Annotated in this window: 26 protein-coding genes; 18 read left to right on the top strand and 8 right to left on the bottom strand. The window is 64.3% G+C overall.

From position 1 onward, the window contains the following. Positions 1-28 precede the first annotated feature (28 nt). Positions 29-1,204, bottom strand: coding sequence for an efflux RND transporter periplasmic adaptor subunit (locus QZY01_RS22955; RefSeq protein ID WP_294541929.1), 1,176 nt, complete (start codon positions 1,202-1,204; stop codon positions 29-31). A gap of 170 nt (positions 1,205-1,374) precedes the next feature. Between QZY01_RS22955 and QZY01_RS22950 the strand changes: the two genes are divergently transcribed. From QZY01_RS22950 to hflX, 7 genes are all read left to right on the top strand, one after another. Beyond that, positions 1,375-1,581 carry a hypothetical protein gene (locus QZY01_RS22950; RefSeq protein WP_294541928.1) on the top strand — a complete coding sequence of 69 codons (207 nt, stop codon included), beginning with the start codon at positions 1,375-1,377 and terminating at the stop codon, positions 1,579-1,581. A gap of 370 nt (positions 1,582-1,951) precedes the next feature. Next, positions 1,952-2,155 (top strand): hypothetical protein, encoded by a 204-nt coding sequence (locus tag QZY01_RS22945; protein ID WP_294541927.1) that lies wholly within the window; start codon positions 1,952-1,954, stop codon positions 2,153-2,155. Positions 2,156-2,234: 79 nt separating this feature from the next. After that, the gene (locus QZY01_RS22940) at positions 2,235-2,756 is read left to right on the top strand and encodes a chromate transporter (protein ID WP_294541926.1); all 522 of its coding nucleotides are present in this window, start codon (positions 2,235-2,237) and stop codon (positions 2,754-2,756) included. Next, positions 2,753-3,292: a chromate transporter gene (locus tag QZY01_RS22935; RefSeq protein ID WP_294541925.1), complete on the top strand. Its 540-nt coding sequence runs from the start codon at positions 2,753-2,755 to the stop codon at positions 3,290-3,292. The genes QZY01_RS22940 and QZY01_RS22935 overlap by 4 nt, the downstream gene beginning before the upstream one ends. A gap of 159 nt (positions 3,293-3,451) precedes the next feature. Next, entirely contained in the window at positions 3,452-4,312 is an 861-nt protein-coding gene (locus tag QZY01_RS22930) for a D-amino-acid transaminase (RefSeq protein WP_294541924.1), read from the top strand. A gap of 416 nt (positions 4,313-4,728) precedes the next feature. After that, positions 4,729-4,980 carry an RNA chaperone Hfq gene (hfq, locus tag QZY01_RS22925; protein ID WP_294541923.1) on the top strand — a complete coding sequence of 84 codons (252 nt, stop codon included), beginning with the start codon at positions 4,729-4,731 and terminating at the stop codon, positions 4,978-4,980. A gap of 34 nt (positions 4,981-5,014) precedes the next feature. After that, a complete protein-coding gene (gene hflX, locus QZY01_RS22920; RefSeq protein WP_294541921.1) occupies positions 5,015-6,394 on the top strand; it encodes a GTPase HflX in 1,380 nt (459 codons plus the stop codon). 59 nt (positions 6,395-6,453) lie between these two features. On the opposite strand, the gene QZY01_RS22915 is transcribed toward hflX, so the two are convergent. The 4 genes from QZY01_RS22915 to queF all read right to left on the bottom strand — a co-directional run bounded on the left by QZY01_RS22915 (position 6,454) and on the right by queF (position 10,948). Beyond that, positions 6,454-7,404, bottom strand: a complete 951-nt coding sequence (locus tag QZY01_RS22915) for a collagen-binding domain-containing protein (protein WP_294541920.1) — start codon at positions 7,402-7,404, stop codon at positions 6,454-6,456. Between the two features lie 431 nt (positions 7,405-7,835). Beyond that, on the bottom strand, positions 7,836-8,483 hold the full coding sequence (locus tag QZY01_RS22910; RefSeq protein ID WP_294541918.1) for a phosphatase PAP2 family protein: 648 nt from the start codon (positions 8,481-8,483) through the stop codon (positions 7,836-7,838). A 55-nt stretch (positions 8,484-8,538) separates the two neighbouring features. Next, positions 8,539-10,401: an ABC-F family ATP-binding cassette domain-containing protein gene (locus tag QZY01_RS22905; protein WP_294541916.1), complete on the bottom strand. Its 1,863-nt coding sequence runs from the start codon at positions 10,399-10,401 to the stop codon at positions 8,539-8,541. 85 nt (positions 10,402-10,486) lie between these two features. Further along, positions 10,487-10,948, bottom strand: a complete 462-nt coding sequence (gene queF, locus QZY01_RS22900; RefSeq protein WP_294541915.1) for a preQ(1) synthase — start codon at positions 10,946-10,948, stop codon at positions 10,487-10,489. Positions 10,949-11,118: 170 nt separating this feature from the next. On the opposite strand from queF, the gene eno reads away from it, so the two are divergent. From eno to QZY01_RS22880, 4 genes are all read left to right on the top strand, one after another. Beyond that, entirely contained in the window at positions 11,119-12,402 is a 1,284-nt protein-coding gene (eno, locus tag QZY01_RS22895; protein WP_294541914.1) for a phosphopyruvate hydratase, read from the top strand. A 101-nt stretch (positions 12,403-12,503) separates the two neighbouring features. Continuing rightward, positions 12,504-12,809: a hypothetical protein gene (locus tag QZY01_RS22890; RefSeq protein WP_294541913.1), complete on the top strand. Its 306-nt coding sequence runs from the start codon at positions 12,504-12,506 to the stop codon at positions 12,807-12,809. A gap of 166 nt (positions 12,810-12,975) precedes the next feature. Beyond that, entirely contained in the window at positions 12,976-13,620 is a 645-nt protein-coding gene (gene parA, locus QZY01_RS22885; protein ID WP_294541912.1) for a ParA family partition ATPase, read from the top strand. Then, positions 13,617-13,955, top strand: coding sequence for a hypothetical protein (locus QZY01_RS22880; protein ID WP_294541910.1), 339 nt, complete (start codon positions 13,617-13,619; stop codon positions 13,953-13,955). The genes parA and QZY01_RS22880 overlap by 4 nt, the downstream gene beginning before the upstream one ends. 29 nt (positions 13,956-13,984) lie before the next feature. On the opposite strand, the gene QZY01_RS22875 is transcribed toward QZY01_RS22880, so the two are convergent. Together QZY01_RS22875 and QZY01_RS22870 are read right to left on the bottom strand one after the other, a co-directional pair. Next, positions 13,985-14,176, bottom strand: a complete 192-nt coding sequence (locus QZY01_RS22875) for a hypothetical protein (protein WP_294541907.1) — start codon at positions 14,174-14,176, stop codon at positions 13,985-13,987. Then, positions 14,164-14,715 carry a response regulator gene (locus QZY01_RS22870; RefSeq protein ID WP_294541905.1) on the bottom strand — a complete coding sequence of 184 codons (552 nt, stop codon included), beginning with the start codon at positions 14,713-14,715 and terminating at the stop codon, positions 14,164-14,166. The genes QZY01_RS22875 and QZY01_RS22870 overlap by 13 nt, the downstream gene beginning before the upstream one ends. 190 nt (positions 14,716-14,905) lie before the next feature. Here QZY01_RS22870 and QZY01_RS22865 point away from each other — a divergent pair, with 190 nt between their 5' ends. From QZY01_RS22865 to QZY01_RS22835, 7 genes are all read left to right on the top strand, one after another. Next, positions 14,906-15,256 carry a septum formation initiator family protein gene (locus QZY01_RS22865; RefSeq protein WP_294541903.1) on the top strand — a complete coding sequence of 117 codons (351 nt, stop codon included), beginning with the start codon at positions 14,906-14,908 and terminating at the stop codon, positions 15,254-15,256. Between the two features lie 207 nt (positions 15,257-15,463). Next, positions 15,464-16,510 carry a thiamine pyrophosphate-dependent enzyme gene (locus QZY01_RS22860; protein ID WP_294541902.1) on the top strand — a complete coding sequence of 349 codons (1,047 nt, stop codon included), beginning with the start codon at positions 15,464-15,466 and terminating at the stop codon, positions 16,508-16,510. Between the two features lie 45 nt (positions 16,511-16,555). Continuing rightward, positions 16,556-17,893, top strand: coding sequence for a pyruvate dehydrogenase complex E1 component subunit beta (locus QZY01_RS22855; protein ID WP_294541900.1), 1,338 nt, complete (start codon positions 16,556-16,558; stop codon positions 17,891-17,893). A 13-nt stretch (positions 17,894-17,906) separates the two neighbouring features. Beyond that, positions 17,907-18,212 (top strand): DUF5076 domain-containing protein, encoded by a 306-nt coding sequence (locus tag QZY01_RS22850; protein ID WP_294541899.1) that lies wholly within the window; start codon positions 17,907-17,909, stop codon positions 18,210-18,212. Between the two features lie 106 nt (positions 18,213-18,318). Beyond that, positions 18,319-19,221, top strand: a complete 903-nt coding sequence (locus tag QZY01_RS22845; protein WP_294541897.1) for a 2-oxo acid dehydrogenase subunit E2 — start codon at positions 18,319-18,321, stop codon at positions 19,219-19,221. Positions 19,222-19,410: 189 nt separating this feature from the next. Continuing rightward, positions 19,411-20,388, top strand: a complete 978-nt coding sequence (gene lipA / locus QZY01_RS22840; protein ID WP_294541895.1) for a lipoyl synthase — start codon at positions 19,411-19,413, stop codon at positions 20,386-20,388. Between the two features lie 7 nt (positions 20,389-20,395). Then, positions 20,396-20,851 (top strand): SRPBCC family protein, encoded by a 456-nt coding sequence (locus QZY01_RS22835; protein ID WP_294541893.1) that lies wholly within the window; start codon positions 20,396-20,398, stop codon positions 20,849-20,851. 27 nt (positions 20,852-20,878) lie between these two features. Here QZY01_RS22835 and lipB read toward each other — a convergent pair whose 3' ends face one another. Then, a complete protein-coding gene (gene lipB / locus QZY01_RS22830; RefSeq protein ID WP_294541891.1) occupies positions 20,879-21,607 on the bottom strand; it encodes a lipoyl(octanoyl) transferase LipB in 729 nt (242 codons plus the stop codon). Positions 21,608-21,998: the final 391 nt, after the last annotated feature.

The following is a 21,998-nucleotide window of genomic DNA, read 5'->3' as shown; positions in this document are numbered from 1 at the left end:
ACAACAGGGCTCTAACGGCGGATCGCAGCTAGCCGCGATCCGCCCGGGATTCCTTTTGGCCGTAGGGAAAGGGCTGCGGGTCCACGCGGCCGCCGGACATGAATTTCTGAAAACCTTCGACGACGACCCGGTTGCCGGGATGAAGCCCTTCCTCGACCACCACCTCGTCGCCGAGCGTGCGTCCGAGCCGCACCGGCTGGAGAATGGCGCGGTCCTGGTCGTTGACGACGAACAACTCGGCGCCGCCGGCATTGTTGCGCTGGACCGCCTGACGCGGCACGGTGACCGTGTTGGCGCGCACGCCCTCCTCGATCTGCACGCGCACATAGGCGCCCGGCAGCAGGGCCGCATCGGGATTGGGGAATTCGGCGCGCAAGGTCACCTGATTGGTGCCGGGATCGACGGTGATGTCGGAAAACAGCAGCCGCCCTTCATGCGGGTAGGTCTTGCCATTGTCGAGAATGAGACGCGTGCGGACGGCGCCGCCGCTTTTGGGCTTCCATCCGCCGCGCGCGAATTCTTCCTTCAAGGCGTCCATTTCGGAAACGGATTGCGTGAAGTCGGCGTAGATCGGGTCGAGTTGCTGGATGGTCGCGAAGGGCAAGAGCTGCTCCTGCGAGGCGAGCGCGCCTTCCGTCACCATGGCGCGCCCGATTCGTCCGGAGATCGGCGCCCGAACGGTGGCGTATTCGAGATTGACTTCGGCGCGGCGCACAGCGGCCTTCTGCGCCATGACGTCCGCTTCGGCCTGGCGTGCGGCGGAGAGCGCCATTTCGTACTGCGCCTGCGTAGTTGTCTGGCCCTTGACCAGCTCCTTCAGACGGCTCTCCTGCCGCGAGGCCTGGGACAGGGTCGCCTCCGCCCTGGCGAGCGCGGCCCGCGCGCTGTCCAGATCGATCTCGAACTGCGTCGGATCGATGCGGTACAGCACCGCGCCCTTGCTGACGACGCTGCCCTGCTCGAAGCTGCGTTCGAGCACGATGCCGGAAACACGCGGACGCACCTCCGCGATGCGCATCGGCGCGATGCGGCCGGGCGCATCCTTGGTCATCACGATTTCCTTGCGTTCGACCGTAATGACCCCGACGATAGGCGCCGCGCCCGCGTCGGGGGCGCCATTCGCCAGCGCGCCTGCGGCTGCGAGCGCGGCGCCGATCAACGCGACCGACCCGATCAACGCATTCCGTCCGCACGTTATCGCCATGATTTTTCGCATCGCTTCTCGTATCCCCACTTGCACGCTCGACCCTTCGGCCGGTCCGCCGCGGCGTCCGCCAGGCTGCGAGCATAATCTCGCGAAAAGGCGTCCCCTTGCCTGAAACGCGATCGCACTGAACATAATGATTGAGAATGTGGCGCGATTGGCGAATAACAATGACCGATCGATCGATGATTAAATTAAATTTTCGTTATGTTTGCCCGCATGGCGCGAAGGCCCTGCGTCGCTTGCATCGCGCCGATCATGACGCGTTGGTGACAAGGATCGTCGGAATTACGGTGGGAGCACGGCAGGATTACGGCGAAAATTTGCGAAATACTGGGATGCCGCGCGGTCAACGTGGCGCTTTATTAAATCCATAATTCCATTTATCGCGGATCATGAAGACGGATTCGGGGGGCGTGAAACGAATTGCGCCCGATGCTGCGCCGTTCATCTGAAAGCGCTATGAAGGCGCAATTCGCTTGCTGCCCCTGCGCTCCTCATGCCTGCGACGTTCCAACCGTTACCTGCGATCCTTTGGCGCCGCAATTCCTATGGACGCACGGAGGCGCCAAGCGCGAAATATCGGGCGCCGCCGAGCGCCGCGAGCACGGCGGCCGCTAAGGCTGTTTTCGTCCCAAGCTCGACCGCATGCGCCTCGGCCTTCGCTCCTGCAAAGCCGGGGGAATTGTGCTAGACTTAGGCTGCGGTCGAAGGTCTGTCTCCTGTCGGCCCAAAGGGAGAGATCCGATGCGTTATCTTCTTGCCGCCGCTTTCGTTTGCGCTCTCGGAATGCCTGCCGCCTCCGCCTTTCCTGCCTTTGCTCCTCACGCCCCGTCCGGGGCCGAAGCGAGCCCGATCGTGCAGGTCGCCAAGCGCGGCAAGCCGGTTTCGCGGCGTCACAGAAGCCGCACCGGCGGCATCCATGCGCTGGTGGGAAGCGGCGATTACTGAGTGGCGTCGGTAAACCTCGGGGTTTCATTGCCCCGGTTGGCGGCAGGCCAGATCCCGCGCCTTCTGCTATGGTTGGCCGATGCGGCGAATCGACCTGTTCCTCGGTTTTTTCAAGATGGGCGCGCTCGGCTTCGGCGGCACCGGGCCGATCATGCGGGCGGTGATCGTCGACGATTGCCGCTGGCTCGACGATGCGGAATTCGCTGGCCTGCTCGGCCTGTGCCAGGCGCTGCCGGGGGCCAATACCTGCAATTTCGCGGTCATTCTCGGCGACCGGTTTTGCGGCGCCGGCGGCGCCGCCATGGCTTTGTTAGGGCTGTTGCTGGCGCCCCTGGCCATACTGGTGACCCTGGCGAGCTTTTTTGCCGTCTTCGCCGCCAACGCCGACGTGCGCGCAGCGCTGTTCGGCGCCAGCGCGGCGGGCGCGGGGCTGGCCATCGGCACGGCGCTTAAGATGGCGCGCAATATTCCCCGCGATCCGGTGCTGATCGTGCTTTCTGGCGCCGCCTTCGCCGCCGCCGCCTTGCTGCGTTTGCCGCTGCCGGCAATCATCGCGGTTTTGGCGCCGGCGGGATTCCTGCTGGTGGGCGCGCGGCGATGAAGGACGATCTGCTGGTCCAGATTTTTCTGCGTTTCGCCGGCATATCGCTGCTGGCGGTCGGCGGCGCAGTGGCGACGCTGCCGGAAGCCGAGCGTCAGATCGTCAGCCAATTGCACTGGCTGACGCCGGAACAATTCGCCCAGACCTTCGCCATAGCCCAGACCTCGCCCGGCCCAAATGTCATCGTCTACAGCCTGTTCGGCTGGAAACTCGCCGGTCTCGCCGGGTTGATCGCGGCGACGCTCGGCGTGCTGGGGCCGTCCTCGCTGCTCGCCTTCGGAGTGGCCCGGGTCATGCGCCGGGCCGGCGAGGCCGCATGGCTGGCGCGGCTCAAGCAGGGGCTGACGCCGCTCGCCATTGGCCTGATGGCGGCGAGCGGCTATCTTCTGGCGCGCGCCGCCGATTCCGGCATTTTTGCCATTCTCGTCACGGTCGCGTCGTCGGCCTTCGTCGCCTTTTCATCGCGCAGCCCGCTCTGGGCGATGGCCGCCGGGGCGGCGCTCAGCGTCATCGCCGGGCGCGCGGGGTGGCTTTAGTCCATTGCGCCAGCTGGAGCGAACGCGCGTGGAACGCCTCCCGGAGGGCGGCCAGGAGCGAACGCGACCGAAAGCCCGTTGGCAGACGGGCGTCTATCGACGCCCTATGGGCTGATGCGAGGGACGCCGCCCGCAGGGCGGCAAGAAAAAGGAAATGAAATGCCCCGCATCGCCTACGTCAACGGCCGTTATCTCCGCCACGCCGAAGCCGGGGTGTCGATCGACGACCGCGCATTCCTGTTCGCCGACGCCGTTTACGAAGTGATCGAGATTTTTCAAGGCAAGCTGATTGACGACGCCGCGCATCTCGAACGCCTCGCCCGCTCGGCGCGCGAATTGCGGATCGATCTCCCGGTGGGCGAGGGCGCCTTAAAACTGATTTTGCACGAACTCGTCGCGCGCAACCGCGTCGCCTTCGGCCATATCTATCTTCAGGTGACGCGGGGCGCGGCCCGGCGCGAACATTTCTTTCCCAAAGCGGGAACCCCAAGCACGCTCGTCGCTTATGCCCAGTCCGGCGACCGCGCGGCGGCGGAGGCCAAGGCGCGGGCCGGGATCAAGGTGATCTCTCTGCCCGACAGCCGCTGGAAAAGACCCGACATCAAAAGCACCAGCCTGCTGCCCAATGTGCTGGCGAAACAGCAGGCGAAGGAGGCGGGCGCCTACGAGGCCTGGCTGGTGGACGAGGCCGGGTTCGTGACCGAAGGCGCGGCCAGCAACGCCTGGATCGTCGACGCCGAGGGCGCGCTGGTCACCCATCCGGGCGATTCGGGCATCTTGCGCGGAATCACCCGCGCGCGACTGTTTGAAATCGCCGCCGCCCATCAATTGAAGATCGTCGAGCGCCGCTTTACGCTGGCCGAGGCCCGATCCGCCCGAGAGGCGTTCATCACCGGCGCGACCAGCCTTGTCCTGCCGGTGGTGGCGATCGACGGCGAACCGATCGGCGCCGGCGCGCCCGGCCCGGCGGCTCTGGCTTTGCGCGCCGCGTTTCACGATTTCGCGCCGGCCAGCGGCTAGGGCTTGTGAACACTTGTCGCATCGACCGGGATCTGGTCGAAATGAGACGGATGGCAGGAGCAAGGCGAAGGCAATATCGAGGATATTGGCAAGGCTTGCGACGCACCAGCCGGCCATTTCGGGCAAACCCGAAGGGCGCGCGGGCGTTTTGCCTCTAGATGGTCGGTGGTTCAACGCCATAATTCAGGCAAAACGACCGCGCGTCACGGCGATGGGACAAGCGTCCACAAGCCCTAGGCCTTTTGTCGCATAAAACCGCATTGAGCATAAAAGAAAATCTTGCCTAAATCGCGGGCTTGAGACTCTAATGGGCTTCTACGCGCCTGCGGCGAGGATGGGTTTGGCGTGATTTCGGCCTCGGACAAGGACTTCGCGTTCCGGTTGCAGGCGTCAAGAAAAACTGAATGGAAAAAAACATGCCGGTTGAACGCACTCCCAATCTTCAGGATACGTTTCTCAATTTCGTACGCAAAAATAAAATTCCCCTCACCATTTTTCTGGTGAATGGCGTTAAATTACAAGGCGTTGTAAGCTGGTTCGACAATTTTTGCGTGCTGCTGCGCCGCGACGGCCACTCGCAACTCGTCTACAAGCACGCCATATCGACGATCATGCCGGGTCATCCGATCCAGATGTTCGACCCGGCCGAAGAGGCTCCGGAAAAGTGAATTTTCAGACCCATGCAAATGTGACGAGGTCCGCTTGAGCGGCTTCGTCGCCGGCGATTCGCCGGCTCAGACCCGCAAGCGCGGGGAGAAAACCCGCGTTTTGGTGATTGGACCTTATCTGAGCGACCGGGCCGCGACCCATGCCGACGGCGCGAAGTCGATAAGATCGCAAGAGGCGCGGCTCGACGAGGCCGAGGGGCTGGCGCGGGCGATCGACGTCGACGTCGTCGGCCGCGAACTCGTCGTGCTGTCGCAGATTCGCCCCGCCACATATCTGGGCAAGGGCAAGGTCGAGGAAATGGCGGCGCTGATCGAGGAGCGCGAGGCCGATCTCGTCGTTGTCGATTGCGCCTTGTCTCCGGTGCAGCAGCGCAATCTGGAAAAGGAATTCAAGGCCAAGGTGATCGACCGCACCGGGCTGATCCTCGAAATCTTCGGCGAACGCGCACGCACCTCCGAGGGCGCGATGCAGGTCGAACTGGCGCATCTGACCTATCAGAAATCGCGGCTGGTGCGGTCATGGACCCATCTGGAGCGCCAGCGCGGCGGCTTCGGCTTTCTCGGCGGCCCCGGCGAAACCCAGATCGAGACCGACCGGCGGCTCATTCAGGAGCGCATGACGCGCATCGAGCGCGACCTCGAAAAGGTCAAGAAGACGCGCGGCCTGCACCGCAAGAACCGGCGCGACGTTCCCTTCCCGGTGGTGGCGCTGGTCGGCTACACCAATGCCGGCAAATCGACGCTGTTCAACACGTTGACCAAGGCGGACGTGTTCGCCAAAGACCTGCTGTTCGCCACGCTCGACCCGACCCTGCGCGGCGTGAAACTGCCGCATGGCGGCAAGATCATCCTGTCCGATACGGTCGGCTTCATTTCCGACCTGCCGCATATGCTGGTTTCGGCCTTCCGCGCCACGCTGGAGGAAGTGCTGGAGGCCGACGTCATCCTGCATGTGCGCGACATCGCCCATGAGGATGCGGAGGCCCAGGGCGCCGATGTCGAAACGATTCTCGACGAACTCGGCGTCGACGCCCAGGATCACAACCTGCTGATCGAAGTATGGAACAAAATCGACCTGCTTCCCTTTGGCGAGCGCGAGCAAATCAAGACCAAGGCGGCAATGCGCCCTTCTGACGAGCGGCCTTGCGCCGTCTCTGCGGTGACCGGCGAGGGGCTGGACGATTTGCTGCTGGCTTTGGAGACGCGGCTGGCGCGCGGCCGGGTGGTGCTGGACGTGCCGCTGGCGTCGAGCGACGGCGAGGGCCAGGCCTGGCTGCACGCCCACACGGAAGTTTTGTCGCGCGACCTCGACGAAGAGGGCGGGGCGCATTTTCATATTCGCGTCGCGCCGGAACAATGCGACCGCGTTTTACGGCGCTTTCCCGGCGCCGAGGCCGCCGAAAATCCCGTTTGAAACGAAAACAGGCCCCTGATTGACCGGGGCCTGTCGTTTTGCGAGGCGTTTTGTCCGTCTCAGGCCGTGGCGGGGGCCCGGCCGTTGCGGCGGCGGGCGGCGAAGCCCAGACCGACGAATCCGAGGCCCAGCAGCGCCCAGGTGGCGGGCTCCGGCGCGGCGGCGGTGGTCGGCAGCACCCCCTGGAACGGATAGTCGTGCAATTCGCCATTGCCGTTGAAGTTCTTGGCGTAGAGCAGACCTTCGATCGGCGAATTATTGGTGACGGTGGCGTCTTCGGCGAGCACCGCGCCGTGAATCGTCTTGATGCCGAGACTGGTCGCGTCTTCGAAGTTCCAGATCACGTGGCTGTTCTGATACGACGTGTTGGAACCGACATAATTGAAATTCTGGTTGATAGAGCCGCCGCCGGTCACGTTGACGATGATGGTTTTGGCGGACAGGGCATTCGCGAATTCAACCCCGGCGAAGCTCTGGAATTGCGCCGTCGTGATTTCGAATACGGCGGTGCCCTTGGCGTCAGCGGCCACGTTGAACTTCACATCATTATGGTCTGACGCGTTGACGGTGCTGTTGGCGGCAAGGCCGGTAAGCGTCGCCACCTCCGCGTTGAGCGGCGTGGTGAAATCGCTGATCGCGAAATACGGAGTCTGGTTGACCAGCGATCCGCCGCCGTTGAAGTTGAAGTGGGAATTCGAGATGCTGGACACGTAATTGACGCTGCCGCCATTGTTGACGTTGCCATGGGTGTTGGCGATGGTGATCGCATTGACCGCCTGGAACGTCGAAGCCTGGCCGCGCGGGGCCACATAGAAGGTAGCGCCGCCGGTGATGTGGTTGGCGGCGAGACGGCCCTCGACGTCGGACGTTGTAGTGAAGTTGTTCCAGACAACTCCGTTGAATTCGGTGAAAATCTGCTGCGCCGTCAACGCGCCGGCCTGCACGGGAGCAACCGTCGAAGCCACAGCGGCCAGGGTAGCAGCTCCAAGGATCTTAACGTTCATTTTCATTTTTCAATTCCCGAAAAATTGCCAACTATACGCAGGACGAGCAATCGCTTGTTGAATGTCACCGCGTAGCGACACCATGCCGTCATTTAAGGCCGGCGAAACTCAGCGTCAACAAAAAATTTATGTTTTTTATTTGATTCGAAAAATTATTAGCCAAGTGTGCGTTATTTAATCACCCTAACCATAAATTGCATTTAGCAAATACTTAGCAAATTGCAATTTGCAAAATGCAAAGTGGCAAGACTGGCGAGCGGACGTGTGGCGATGTTTTTCCGCCGTCCGGGCGTGAGCGCCGCTGACATATGCTGCGTTCGCGCCCGCGCCATGCATCGGATTTCGAGGCGCTTTGCGGGCGCGGAGGCGGAAGCGCGCCTTGCCGGCGCCCACGCGCCTTTGCCTTGTTGCGCAAGCGCTTGTCCGGGATTTGAAACTCAGGCCAAAGGTTGGGCCTTGGTCAGATCGACTCGCGCGACAAAAAGCCCGACCATCCAGCCGGCCAGGGAGCCGGCGAGAACGTCGCTGACGAAGTGGAAATCCGCGAACAGCAGGCTGACGGCGACCGTCAGCGCCACGAGGACATAAGCGGGACGAAAGCGCGGGGCAAGCACCCAGAGGCAGGCGGCGACGGCGCAAGTCAGCGTTTGATGGCCGGAGGGGAAGGAGGCCCAGCCGGCCCCGCCATGAAAGGGCGAAAAAGCATAGGCGGCGTCCCTGATCAGCGAAGGATTGCCGCAGGTCCAGGTTTCGGGCCAGGTGCGGCCAAAAGCCAGTTTGAGCAGGTCCTTGACGCCTATGGCGACGAACAGCGCCAGCGAGGTTCGCAACACGATCTGGCCGGTTCGACCGAACGGCCTGCGGAGCGCATGGTTGAAGCCGCTCCACAAAAGACCGATGGCCGCCAGAACTTCGAGCACATCGACGATGCGGGTAGGCAGAATGAACGGCGCCCGCGATTCGTGGAAGTGCCGGAACATCAAATAGGCCACGGGCCGGTCGATGACGGCGATGCTGAACAGCATCGCGCCAACAACCACGCCCGCGAGCAGGGCGTCAAAACGCCGGGGACGCCGCGCTTGCATGATTCGATCCCGAAAGAGCCTGGCCGCTTAAAGCGTCCCATTGCGACAGCATTATTTATCCGCCGAGCAAAGCCTCGTATTCGGCGGAGAGTTCGAGCCATTCCTCTTCGGCAAAAGTCAGGGCGCGCTCCAGTTCGGCGCGCTGCTGCGACAGTTTCGAGGCTTCCGCCGGGTTGCGCTCGAAGGCGCGCGGATCGGCGAGCGACTGGTCGATGCGCGTGATCAGGCCGGAAAACCGCGCCATTTTCTCTTCCGCCGCCTGAACTTTTTTCGCCAAGGGCCTGGCGTCCTGCCGCGCTTTTGTCGTGTCGCGGGCCGGCGCCGCCTCGCGTTCGCGCTTTTTGGCCGGGGTTTTTGCGCCTTCGAGCACCAGCTTGCGGTAATCCTGCATGTCGCCGTCGAAATTCTTGACGCCGCCGTCGGCGACCAGCCACAGCCGGTCGGCGCAGGCTTCCAGCAGATATTGATCGTGCGAGATCAGCACCACCGCCCCGGCATATTCATTGATCGCTTCGGCCAGCGCCGCGCGGCTGTCGATGTCGAGATGGTTGGTCGGCTCGTCGAGAATCAACAGATGCGGGCCGTTGAAGGTCGCGAGCCCCATCAGCAGCCGCGCCTTTTCGCCGCCCGACAGATTTGCGACCCTGGTGTCGGCCTTGACATTGGAAAAGCCGATTTGCGCGGCGCGGGCGCGTATCCGCGCTTCCGGCGCGTCGGTCATCAGCCGCTGGATGGCCTGAAAGGGCGTGTCCCTCTCGTCGAGATCCTCCACCTGATGCTGGGCGAAAAACCCGACGTCGAGCTTGGTCGATTTGTTCAATGCGCCGGACATCGGCGCGAGCCTCCCGCCCAGAAGCTTGGCGAAGGTCGATTTGCCGTTGCCATTGGCGCCGAGCAGGCCGATGCGGTCGTCGTTGGACAGGTTCAGGCTCAGTTTCGTCAAGATCGCCTTGTCGTCATAGCCGACCGCGACGTTTTCCATCGCTATGATCGGCGGCGACAGCGGCTTTTCGGGCGAGGGCAGCGAGAAGGGCAGGATTTCGTCATCGACGACGGCGGCGACCGTCTCCATCTTTTCGAGCATTTTCAGGCGCGACTGGGCCTGACGCGCCTTGGTCGCCTTGGCGCGGAACCGGTCGACGAATTCCTGCAGATGGGCGCGCTTTTCCTCCTGTTTTTTCAGGAATTTGGCCTGAAGCATCCGCGCCTCGGCGCGCTGGCGGGCGAACCCGTCGTAATTGCCGCGATAAAGCTGCAACTTGCCCTTGTCGAGATGGACGATATGGTCGCAGACCTCGTTGAGCAGGTCGCGGTCATGGCTGATGACGACGATGGTCGCGCGATAGCGCGTCAGATAGTCGATCAGCCATAGCGAGCCTTCGAGATCGAGATAATTGGTCGGCTCGTCGAGCAGCAGCAGGTCGGGCTGCGAGAACAATACGGCGGCGAGCGCCACGCGCATCCGCCAGCCGCCGGAAAACTCCTTTAAAGCGCGATTTTGCGCCGCTTCGTCGAAGCCGAGGCCGGCCAGAATTTCCGCCGCCCGCGCCGGCGCCGCATGGGCGTCGATATCGGCCAGCCTGGTGTGGATTTCGGCGATGCGATGCGGGTCATGGGCGGTTTCGGCCTCTTCGAGCAGGCTGGCGCGCTCGACATCGGCGGCGAGCACGAAATCGACCAGCTTGCCGTCGCCGCCGGGCGCCTCCTGCTCGACCCGGCCCATCCGGCAACCCTTGGGAATATAGATCGTCCCGCCCTCGGCGGCGATTTCGCCGGCGATCAGCCGAAACAAAGTGGTCTTGCCGGCGCCGTTGCGCCCGACGAAACCCACCCGCGCCCGTTCGGGCAGCATGACGCTGGCCGAATCGAACAACAGGCGCGGCCCGAGCCGATAGGTGAGATCGGAAATTTGCAGCATGGGGCCTTTTTGCCCGAGGCTGGGAGGAAGGCAAGCCTTTTAGGTCTCGCGCTATGAGGCGACGTGACGCGCTCACGCCATATCGTCACCCCCGCCCGCGATAGGGCGCCACGCCCTGATCCGGCAGCCAGAGCCCTTTGGGCGGTTCGCCGGTCTGGTAGAACACGTCGATCGGCATGCCGCCGCGCGGATACCAGTAGCCGCCGATGCGCAGCCAGCGCGGGGACAGCGTCGCGATCAGGTCCTTGGCGATGCGGATCGTGCAGGCTTCGTGAAAGGCGCCGTGGTTGCGAAACGAGGTGAGGTATAGCTTTAAAGCCTTTGATTCAACTAGATATTTGTCGGGAACATAATCTATCACCAGATGCGCGAAATCGGGTTGGCCGGTGACCGGGCACAGCGAGGTGAATTCGGGCTGGATGAAGCGCGCGACGTAATCGACGTCCGGGTGGGGATTGGGCACGCGGTCGAGTTCCGCTTCGTCCGGGCTGTCGGGCGCTCTGGCCTGCACGCCGAGCAGGTCGGCGCCGTCATGGATCTTGACCATCTTGAAAAACCTCTGTTCACCGGATTTACGCGGCGCCGCGCCGGGCTGCAACCGCCGCGGTTCGAAAAAGCGTGACTGCGGCGGAAGGCTAACTTTTTTATTTCATGCATCCGTCGTAGAAAGGCCGGTCCTTAGCCTTCAAGGCCTTTTTTAATCCCTAGGGGAGCCGCATGACGGAGATTGTCGATATTGTCGCCCGTGAAATTCTCGATTCGCGTGGCAATCCTACGGTAGAGGTCGACGTGACGCTGGAGGACGGCTCGTTCGGCCGCGCCGCCGTGCCCTCGGGCGCCTCGACCGGCACCCGCGAGGCGGTCGAATTGCGCGACGGCGACAAGGCGCGCTATGGCGGCAAGGGCGTGCTCAAGGCCGTGGAATCGGTCAATGGCGAGATTTTCGACGCCATATCCGGCTTCGACGCCGAAGACCAGGTCCATGTCGACGAGGCGCTGATCGAACTCGACGGCACCCATAACAAGGCGCGCCTTGGGGCCAACGCCATTCTCGGCGTGTCGCTGGCGGTGGCCAAAGCGGCGGCGGACGCTTCCGGTCTGCCGCTCTACCGCTATGTCGGCGGAACCCAGGCGCGCGTGCTGCCGACCCCGATGATGAACATCATCAATGGCGGCGCCCATGCCGACAATCCGATCGATTTTCAGGAATTCATGATCATTCCCTATGGCGCGGATTCGATCGCCGAGGCGGTGCGCTGGGGCGCGGAAGTATTCCACAGCCTGGCTTCGGCGCTCAAGAAGGCGGGCCAGAACACCGGCGTCGGCGACGAGGGCGGCTTCGCCCCCAACCTGCCTTCCGCCGAAGCGGCGCTGGATTTCGTCGTCAAGGCGATCGAGACGGCGGGCTTCAAGCCGGGCGCCGACATCGGCATCGGCCTCGACGCCGCCTCCAGCGAATTCTTCAAGGACGGCGCCTATCATTATGAAGGCGAAGGCGTGGTCCGCTCGGTCCAGCAGCAGGCCGAATATCTGGCCAAACTCGTCGCCGCCTATCCGATCGTCTCGATCGAGGACGGCAATGCCGAAAACGACTGGGAGGGCTGGAAGATCACCACCGACCTGATCGGCAAAAAGGTCCAGATCGTCGGCGACGACGTGTTCGTCACCAATGTCAAAATCCTCTCCGAGGGCATCAAGAAGGGCATCGCCAATTCGGTGCTGATCAAGGTCAACCAGATCGGCACCCTGAGCGAGACGCTCGCCGCCGTCGATATGGCCCAGCGCGCCGGCTATACGGCGGTGATGTCGCATCGTTCCGGCGAGACCGAGGACGCGACCATCGCCGATCTCGCGGTCGCCACCAATTGCGGTCAGATCAAGACCGGCTCGCTGAGCCGCTCCGACCGGCTGGCGAAATATAACCAGCTGATCCGCATCGAGCAGGAACTCGACAAGCAGGCGGTTTACGCCGGCCGCGCGGCGCTGAAGGCGCTTGCTTAAATCTCACGGCGCAACGGAAATTCCGGGGACGCGCGCGGGCGCGTCCCTGTTTCGTTTCGGGCGGCGCTTCCGCCCTGTCGAAGTTTCAGGGGAGGCCCGCCATGCGGATGCTGATGAACATCACCTTTCCGACGGAGCCGTTCAACAGCGCGGCGCGCGATGGCACGGTCGGGCCGAGGATCAAGCGGATTCTCGACGCGCAGGCGCCGCAGGCCGTCTATTTCACCGAACGGGACGGCGAGCGCGGCGCCGTTCTGGTTGTCGATGTCAAAGAGGCGTCGGATGTCCCGTCCCTTGCCGAACCGTGGTTCCTGACCTTCGACGCCCTGGTCGAATTTCGCATCGCCATGACGCCCGACGATCTCGCCCATGCCGGGCTCGATGTTCTGGGCAAGGTCTGGGGATGATTTTGCGGGCGTTTTTGTTTGGGCGTTTTTTTTGGGGATAGGCGTCCTCGCAGGCAGGGACGAGCGCTCCCGCGCGTTGCAAACCGGCTCGATTGCTGAGTAAATAATCCGGCTTCAAGGGCCTTGATTCGTTTGGCGGGTCGGCCTTCTGGAAAAGGCGGCTGCGATGATTGTTGGCGTGCTGAACCAGAAAGGCGGCGTCGGCAAGACGACGATCGCCGTTAATCTGGCGTCCTGTTACAGTCAGGCCGGCCTGCGGGTGCTGCTGGTGGACGCCGATCCGCAGGCCAGCGCCCTGGCCTGGTCGGGCGTGCGCGAGGCGGAGCCGGCCTTCGTCGTCGTCGGCATGGCCAAGGCCACGTTGCACCGCGAACTCCCCGCTCTGGCGAAAGGTTACGACGTCGTGGTGATCGACGGCCCGCCACGGGTCAATGAACTGGCGCGGGCGGCGATTCTCGCCAGCGACATGGTGCTGATCCCGGTCCAGCCCTCGCCCTACGATGTCTGGGCCGCCGCGGAGACGGTGCAACTGATTCGCGAGGCGCGCATCTACCGCGAAAATCTGCGCGCCGGTTTCGTGATCAATCGCAAGATCACCAATACCGCCATCGGCCGCGACTTCGCTGCGGCGCTCGATCAATTTCCGGATACGCCGGCGCTCGACGCGCCGCTGGTCCAGCGCGTCATCTATGCCGAAAGCGCCGCGCGGGGCCTTTCGGTGCTGGAGGCGGCGCCGCGCAGCGAGGCGTCGCGGGAGCTGAAACGGCTGGCGGCGCTGATTTTTCCCTATCCTGAAAGGCAGGCCGCATGAGCCGCAAGACCATCGCTTTCCAGCTTCCCAAGCAAGTCTCGAAGCAAGTCCCGCCGGCGGCGCCGCGCAAGGAGCCGTCGCGCGCGCTGGCGCGCCTCGCCGCGCCGGGAATCGTCGAAGCCGAGCATTGGGTCAGCCGGAACGAGCCGACCGCCGAAACCTCCGGCGAAACGCCCGCGCCGAAAGCAGGGTCGCGCGCCGCCACGATCACGCTGACGCTTTCCGCCGAACCGGACCTGTTCGAAGTGGCGAGCATCGGCCTGTTGCTGCCCGCCGCCTTCCTGCTGTGGGGACTGGCCGCCACGCACAAGAGCTTGCAGCTTTTCTCCCGCTGAGAAGCGGGCGGCCGAAACCTTGACCGGCCTCAGAACAGGAATTTCGCCGCCAGCGCGCCCAACAGCGCAAAAGCGAGCGCAAGCCCGGCGACGGACGCGGGATTCCAGCGTCCCAACTGCGGGCTCGCATCTGCGGCGACCGGCGAAAGGCCGCGTGAACGCCGCCGAATGGCTTCGCTTGCGTTGAAATTGCGGTCGAGAGAAAATCCTAGATTGGACATGGGGCGGGTCCCGAATTGGCGCTTCGCCTGGCCATTGCGTTCCGGATAGGGACAATTGGGCAGGCTTGCCAACAGGGCAGCAAATCGCGCGCCGCCGAATGATTTACGTTCGAGCATAATATCAAAGTGGGAAGCAGGCGGGAAGCCGATGCTTCGAGGTTCCGTTTGGCGGCGAGCCGCATGGCTTCCACCTGTGACGAAAGCCTTTCGATCCGGTCGATCAGAACCTCGGGCAGACAGGGTTTTTCGAGGAAAGGCGTCGATGCGAAACGGGCCGGGAGATCGCGCGGCCGCACCGAGGTAAAGAGCACGGGAATGTTGCGCGCAATCAGCTCGTCGGCCGCCGGGTAGACCAGTTCCCTGCGCAGATTGATGTCGAGAACGGCGACGTCGGCTTCGACGGATTTAGCCAGCTCCATCGCCCCGGCGAGGTCGGTCGCGGCGCCGGCGACCTTGAAACCCTCGACCTCCAGCAGGAAGGCCAGACTGTCGACAATGACGCTATCGTCGTCGACGAGAACAACCCGCGATCCGGACATCGGCCGCCTTCCTTGATTTGAGCGTTATTTTAAAATTCATTAACACGTTGATTTTAAGAAAGTTTTCTAAAATGTCAACACCTCCTGAAGCCGGTTCCGCCGCATGGGCGCAGGCCGCTCGCTTTCCGTCCGTAAACGCCGGCTCCCAGCCGTTAACGACGGCGTAACCTTATCGCGCGACACTGGGGACATGGTCGTTCGCACGCGTCTCGCCTCGATTCTGCTGCCGCTCGCCTTCCACGTCCTCGCAGGCGGGGTCGGCGCTTTTTTTGTCTGGCACGCCTTCCACGGCGAGCGCGGCATCGCCGCCGATCTCGAATATCGCCGGCAGATGGCCGAAATCGACGGCCAGCTCAAGGTCGTGCGGGCGGATAAGGCGGTGTGGCAGAAGCGCATCGACCTGCTGCGCGGCGCGGAAATCGACCGCGACCTTCTGGACGAGGAGGCGCGCAACCTGCTGAACCGCGTCAACAGCAACGATCTCCTGGTGTTCCTGCCGCCGCCCAAGCCCGAATCGGCGACGCCGCGCCGCGCGGAGTGACGCAGCGGGATGGGGCGAGGCCCGGAGGTTTTCGGTTCAGAAAGGCCGATCCCCGCATGGGCTGGAAGGGCAAGGACGGCGCTGTGGGCGGCGCCCTTCCGCCATCTCGCTTTTTGTTCGGCTTCGGGCTAGTTTAGGATCGAAATCCTGCCGCGACGCTCTGGCGAAGAAAATTCGCGCGGCGGACGCGGAAAGCCCGGAGGGTCCATGGCCGCCGCTTTGTCTTCGCCCCTCGCTGCGCGTCCATCCGCGTCATCGGCCGGGGAGAATTCGTTTGCCGCCGATTTTTCGCCGGAAATCCTGTCCGATTTTCTCGGCGATGGCGGCGAGCTTGCGCTTTATCGCGGCATGTTGCTGATCCGCCGTTTCGAGGAAAAAGCCGGCCTGTTGTTTGGCATGGGGCTGATTGGCGGTTTCTGCCATCTCTATATCGGCCAGGAGGCGGTGGTCGTCGGGATGCGGCTCGCCGCCAGTCCCCGAGACCAGTTCATCACCTCTTATCGCCAGCACGGCCACCTGCTGGCCTGCGGCGCCGACCCGAAGGCGGTGATGGCCGAAATGACCGGACGCAGCGGCGGCCTGTCCGGCGGCAAGGGCGGCTCGATGCACATGTATGCGCCGGAAGGAGGATTTTATGGCGGCCACGGCATTGTCGCGGGGCAGGTCTCCATCGGCACGGGGCTGGCCTTCGCCAATGCCTATCGCGGCGACGGCCGGGTCTGCGTGGCGTTTTTCGGCGACGGCGCGGCCGATCAGGGCCAGGTCGCGGAAAGTCTGGTCATGGCGGCGCGCTGGCGCCTGCCGATTGTCTTTGTGATCGAGAACAACCGCGCGCTGCCCGAGGACGAGGGTTCCGGCGCTCCGCTCGCCGACCGCGGCGCCGCATTCGGCATCCCCGGCGCGCAGGTCGACGGCATGTGCGTGCAATCGGTGCGCGAGGCCGGCGAAGGCGCCATTTTTCGCGCGCGCGAGGGCGGCGGCCCGACCATTCTGGAAATGCGGACCGAGCGTTTTCGCGGCCATTCGATGGCTGATCCGGGCAAATATCGCCGCAAGGGCGAGGAACGGCGCGGCCCGTCGTCCGACCCGCTCGACCGCCAGCGTGAAAAAATTCTCGCCCTCGGTCTTGCCGGGGAGGCCGATCTCAAATCCATCGACGCCGAAGTGCGCGCCCGCGTCGGCGAAGCGGCGGAATATGCGGCGCAATGCCCGGAACCCGATCCGGGCGCATTGGAAACGAATGTTCTGCTTTGACCTTTTGGGCGCCGCGCCGGCGACGGCGAGCGGCTGGAGACTTCGATGGCGACCCATGTGCTGATGCCGGCTCTTTCGCCCGAGATGAAATTCGGCAAATTGACGAAATGGCTCAAACGAGAGGGCGATTTCGTCGAGGCAGGCGATATTCTTGCCGAGATCGAGACCGAAAAGGCGACCATGGAGGTCGAGGCGGTCGAAACCGGAGTGCTGGAGCGGATTCTCACGCCGGAGGGAACCGACAATGTCGCCGTCGATTCGCCTATCGCGCTGATCGAACCGGCGGCGCCGGGTCCGGCTCCGGCCGCCGTTTCGGTTGAACCGCCCCTACCGGATGAACCGACGATACTTGCCAGGGTGCCGGCCGGGTCGCCGGTTCTTGCGCAGGCGCCGCAACCGCGCGACGCGACGCGCAAAATCACGGTGCGCGAGGCGCTGCGCGAAGCGCTGGCCGAGGAAATGCGTCGCGACCCCGATGTCTTCGTGCTCGGCGAGGAAGTCGGCGACGCCCAGGGCGCGTCCCGCGTCACCCATGGCCTGTTTCAGGAATTCGGCGCCCGCCGCGTCGTCGACACGCCCATCGCCGAACATGGCTTCGCCGGACTTGGCGTCGGCGCCGCCATGGCGGGCCTGAAGCCGGTGATCGAGTTCATGAGCTTCAATTTTGCCCTTCAGGCCGTGGACCACATTGTCAATTCGGCGGCCAAGACCTTGTACATGTCGGGCGGCGCGGTTCACTGCCCGATCGTCTTTCGCGGCCCCAATGGCGCGCGCGCGCGCGTCGGCGCCCAGCACGCCCAGGATTTTTCCGCCTGGTTCGCGCATATACCCGGCCTGAAGGTTGTCGCTCCCTATAGCGCGGCCGACGCCAAGGGCCTGCTCAAGGCGGCGATCCGCGACCCCAATCCCGTGATTTTTCTCGAACACGAACATTTGTACAGCCAGAGTTTTCCGGCCCCCGACGACCCCGACCATCTGGTCGAGATCGGTCTGGCCCGGGTTTGTCGCGCCGGCGGGGATGCGACCGTGATCGCTTTTTCGCACGGCGTCGGCCTGGCGCTCGCGGCGGCGGATATTCTGGCCGGCGAGGGGATCGAAGTGGAAGTCGTCGATTTGCGGACCCTGCGGCCGCTGGACATGCCGACGATTCTAAGGTCCGTGCGCAAGACCGGCCGCTGCGCGATCGTCGAGGAAGGCTGGCCGCAAGGGGGCGTGGGCGCCGAAATCTGCGCGCGGATCGTCGAGGAGGCGTTTGACGACCTCGACGCGCCGGTTCGGCGCGTCACCGGGAGGGACATTCCAATGCCCTACGCCGCCAATCTCGAAAAAATGGCCCTGCCGCAGACGGCGGATGTCGTCGCGACGGTCAGGGCGCTCTTATAGACGAAGGCGTGAGATGACTGAGACAACCAGGACGGTTCAACAAAAGCGGGAACTCGCCGCGCCTCCCGATGTCGAGGCCAATGGCGGCACGGAAATCCTGCGGCTGTTCATCACCGGCGAGTCCCTCTCGCTGACGGTGCAGCGCGGGTTCGCCAATCCGGAAGTCTGGGGGCAGGTGCTGGCCAGGCTCGCGCGGCATATCTCGACCGTCTACGACCGCGAAACGCCCATTGGCGAGGCCAGGGCACTGGCCGTGATCGTTGCGTCGTTCGATGCGGCGCTCAACCGCAAGGCTCTGGATCCCGGCGCGACGCAATAAGCGTTTTCGCGGCGGATGGGCGCCCCGAGCCCGCGCATGAGGCCAGCGGCGCGACGGGAGAGGGTCTGGCGACGTGCAAAATAACGACAGGGGGTGGAACAGGGCGATGGACAATCTCCAGCCTGCCGAAACCTTCCATGCGGATCGACTTCCAGGGCGCAGGCCGGTCTCGCCACGCGCGAGACGGCTGGCGCGCGAGGCCGGCTGCGATCTGGCCGGGGTCGCCGGCAGCGGTCCCCATGGCCGGATCGTCGAGCGCGACGTGCGGGCGGCGCTTGCGGTTTGGCCATCGCCGGCGGCTGCGCTTGACCTATCCGAAACCCTTTCGGCGCCGGCGGCGCCGCTTGAACTTCGCGAAACCCCCGGGGCGCCGACGGCGCCGCAGGCCCATCTCGAAACCGACTGCAATCTGGACGCGCTCGAAAAATGGCGCCGCCGGTTCGACGACTCCACGGGGGATGAGGCGGCGGCGAAAGTCTCGCTCGTCGATTGCGTGATCAAGGCCCTTGCCCTGGCGCTGCAACAGACCCCGCGCGCCAATATTCGCCGGGCCGGGCGCGTTTTCGCCCCGGCGGCTCACAGCGCCATCGCCATGGCCATGGCGGTTGAGGGCCGTCTCGCGACGCCGGCGCTGGCGGCGGCGGAAAGCCTGACGCTGACGGAAATCGCCGAGGCTCGGGAAAAATTCATGGCCGGCGGCTTTGCGCCGGCCCCGGCGGTCGCGGGCGGTTTCGCCGACGCCGGTCCCGCCGCCTCCTGTCTCGTCATCGATTTCGGCGATTTCGGCGTCAAGCGGGTGTTTCCCGTTCTCGTCGCGCCCTGGACGCTGGCGCTCGCCATCGGCGAGGCGCAGGAGCGTGTCGTCGTCGAGGACGGCGCGCCGGCGGTGGCGGCGATTTTGAGCGTCACCTTGACCATCGACCGCCGCGCCATGGACGAAATCGCCGGCGCCATGCTGCTCGACGCTTTCCGGCGGCTGATCGAAAATCCCCACGAATTGCTATTTTAAGCCAATTTTTCACCGACGGCGATCAACCGCCGTCGGCAGACGCCGCGTATAAGCATCGCGTCGCGCGGGGATTTCGCGCCTTCGCCCCGGACCGGCCCGCGAAGTTCGCGCCGCCGGGATCCGTTCGCCCGATTTGCGGCGACGCGCGGAAAGCTTTATGAAAAAGGTTCAACTTTTCGGGAAACGACCATGGCCGTGGTGATCGATCTGCTCAATGGCGACCAGCGCAAGATCGCCGACGAGTCGCGCCCGCGCCATCCCGAAAAGGCGCATCGGCCCGACCAGCCCATCGCGCGAAAACCCGACTGGATTCGGGTCAGGGCGCAGGGATCGGCCGGATGGGCGCAGACCAGCGCGATCGTCAAGGCCAACAAGCTTGTGACGGTCTGCGAGGAGGCCCGCTGCCCCAATATCGGCGAATGCTGGGAAAAGAAACACGCCACCTTCATGATCATGGGCGACACCTGCACCCGCGCCTGCGCCTTCTGCAACGTCAAGACCGGCCTGCCGGGGCCGCTCGACGCCGATGAACCCGCCCATATCGGCGAGGCTGTGGCCAAGCTCGGCCTGAGCCATGTAGTCGTCACCTCGGTCGACCGCGACGATCTCGACGATGGCGGCGCCGCGCATTTCGCCGCCGTGATCGCGGCGATCCGCGCGGCGAGCCCTGCGACCACGGTGGAAATCCTGACGCCCGACTTCTTGCGCAAGGCCGGCGCGCTGGAGCGCGTGGTCGCGGCAAAGCCCGATGTGTTCAACCATAATCTCGAAACCGTGCCGTCGAAATATTTGACGGTGCGGCCCGGCGCCCGCTATTTTCACAGCTTGCGGCTGTTGCAGAAGGTCAAGGAACTGGACGGCGAGATCTTCACCAAATCGGGAATCATGGTCGGGCTCGGCGAGGAGCGCAACGAGGTGCTGCAATTGATGGACGATCTGCGCTCGGCGGAAGTCGATTTCCTCACCATCGGCCAATATTTGCAGCCGACCCGCAAACACCATCCGGTCGAGGCCTTCATCCCGCCCGAAACCTTCAGAGCCTATGAGGCGATCGCCTACGCCAAGGGCTTTGCGCTGGTCTCGGCCTCGCCGCTGACGCGCTCGTCGCATCACGCCGGCGAGGATTTCGAACGCCTGCGCGCCAAACGGCGCGGCGCGCGGGTTTGAGCGGCGCATGCCGAGCTTTCGCACCAGCCATATCGTCCCGCATACGACGCAGCAGATGTTCGATCTGGTGGCGGATATGGAGTCCTACCCGCAATTCGTGCCGCTGTGCAAATCCGTGCGCAACCGCCGGCGCTTCATCGGGCAGGGCGGCAAAGAGACGGTAATCAGCCAGATGGAGGTCGGCTACAAGGCGATCCGCGAGACCTTCACCACCCGCGTGGTGCTCGATCCACAGGCGGGCCGAATCGCCGTGGAATATGTCGACGGTCCCTTCAGCCATCTCGAAAACAGCTGGGTCTTCACCGAAACCGGCGAGGGCCAGTGCCGCGTCGATTTCTTCATCGCCTATGAATTTCGCAGCCGCGCCCTGGCGACGCTGATGGGAAGCATGTTCGACGCCGCCTTCCGCAAATTCGCCTCGGCCTTCGAGGAACGCGCCGACGTGGTGTTCCGCACCGGGTGAGCCGGCGCTCTCGAATCATGATGGCCGTTAATTTTCGACCGTGACGGTCGCCCCGAAAACCTCTTCAAACGCCCGGCGCAGCGCCACATCGGCGTCTTCCATCGTCACCGGCAGGCCGAGATCGACGAGGCTGGTGACGCCCAGATGGTCGTCCCTGACGCCGCAGGGCACGATGCCCGAAAAATGCGACAGATCCGGCTCGACATTGAGCGCAATGCCGTGGAACGACACCCAGCGCCGCATCCGCACGCCGATGGCGGCGATCTTGTCCTCCGCCGGTTCGTTGTTTCGCCCCGGTTTTCGGTCGGGCCGGGCCACCCAGACGCCGACGCGTTCCTCGCGGGTTTCGCCCTTGACGTTGAACAGCGCCAGCGTGGCGACGATCCAGGCCTCCAGCGCCGCGACGAAGGCGCGGACGTCCTTCCGGCGGCGGCTGAGATCGAGCATGACGTAAGCCACGCGCTGGCCGGGGCCGTGATAGGTGAATTGCCCGCCGCGCCCGGACCCATGCACCGGAAAGCGCGAATCGAGGAGGTCTTTCGCCCTGGCCGAAGTCCCGGCGGTATAAAGCGGCGGATGCTCGACCAGCCAGACCAGCTCGTCGGCGCGCCCCTCGGCGATCCCGGCGACGCGCGCCTCCATGAAGGCGACGGAATCGGGATAGGGCGTGAATCCTTCGGCGATGAGCCATTCCACCGGCGCCGCGCCGGGCGCGGGGAGAAAGGAGACGGAGAGGCTGGCGCGCGGGTCGGTCATGGGCGGCAACGGATTCCAGCGAGGCGCGGACTCCCTTCTCCCCTTGCGGGAGAAGGTGGATCGCCGCCCTTTGGCGGCGAGACGGATGAGGGGTTGGCGCCGCAATATGCTTCGGCGGACGTTGCGCGGCGAAAACCCCTCATCCGGCGCCATAGCCCGTCGAAAGACGGGCGTCTTTCGACGCCCTATGCCGCCACCTTCTCCCGCAAGGGGAGAAGGGAGAAGCCGCGTGTGCGCCGACTGCCCTGTGAACTCCGGCCGCGCCCCATCACCCCCGCGCCTTCCACTTGATCGAACAGCCGATGGACGGCGTCTGGTCGGCGACGACCGCGTTGGTCGCGGCGATTTCCCGCATCGCCTCCACCAGCTCGCGCCGCGCGCCGGCCGGGGG

The organism is uncultured Rhodoblastus sp., assembly GCF_903903185.1.
Lineage (GTDB): Bacteria > Pseudomonadota > Alphaproteobacteria > Rhizobiales > Beijerinckiaceae > Rhodoblastus.
This window is presented reverse-complemented; position numbering and strand designations above follow the sequence as displayed.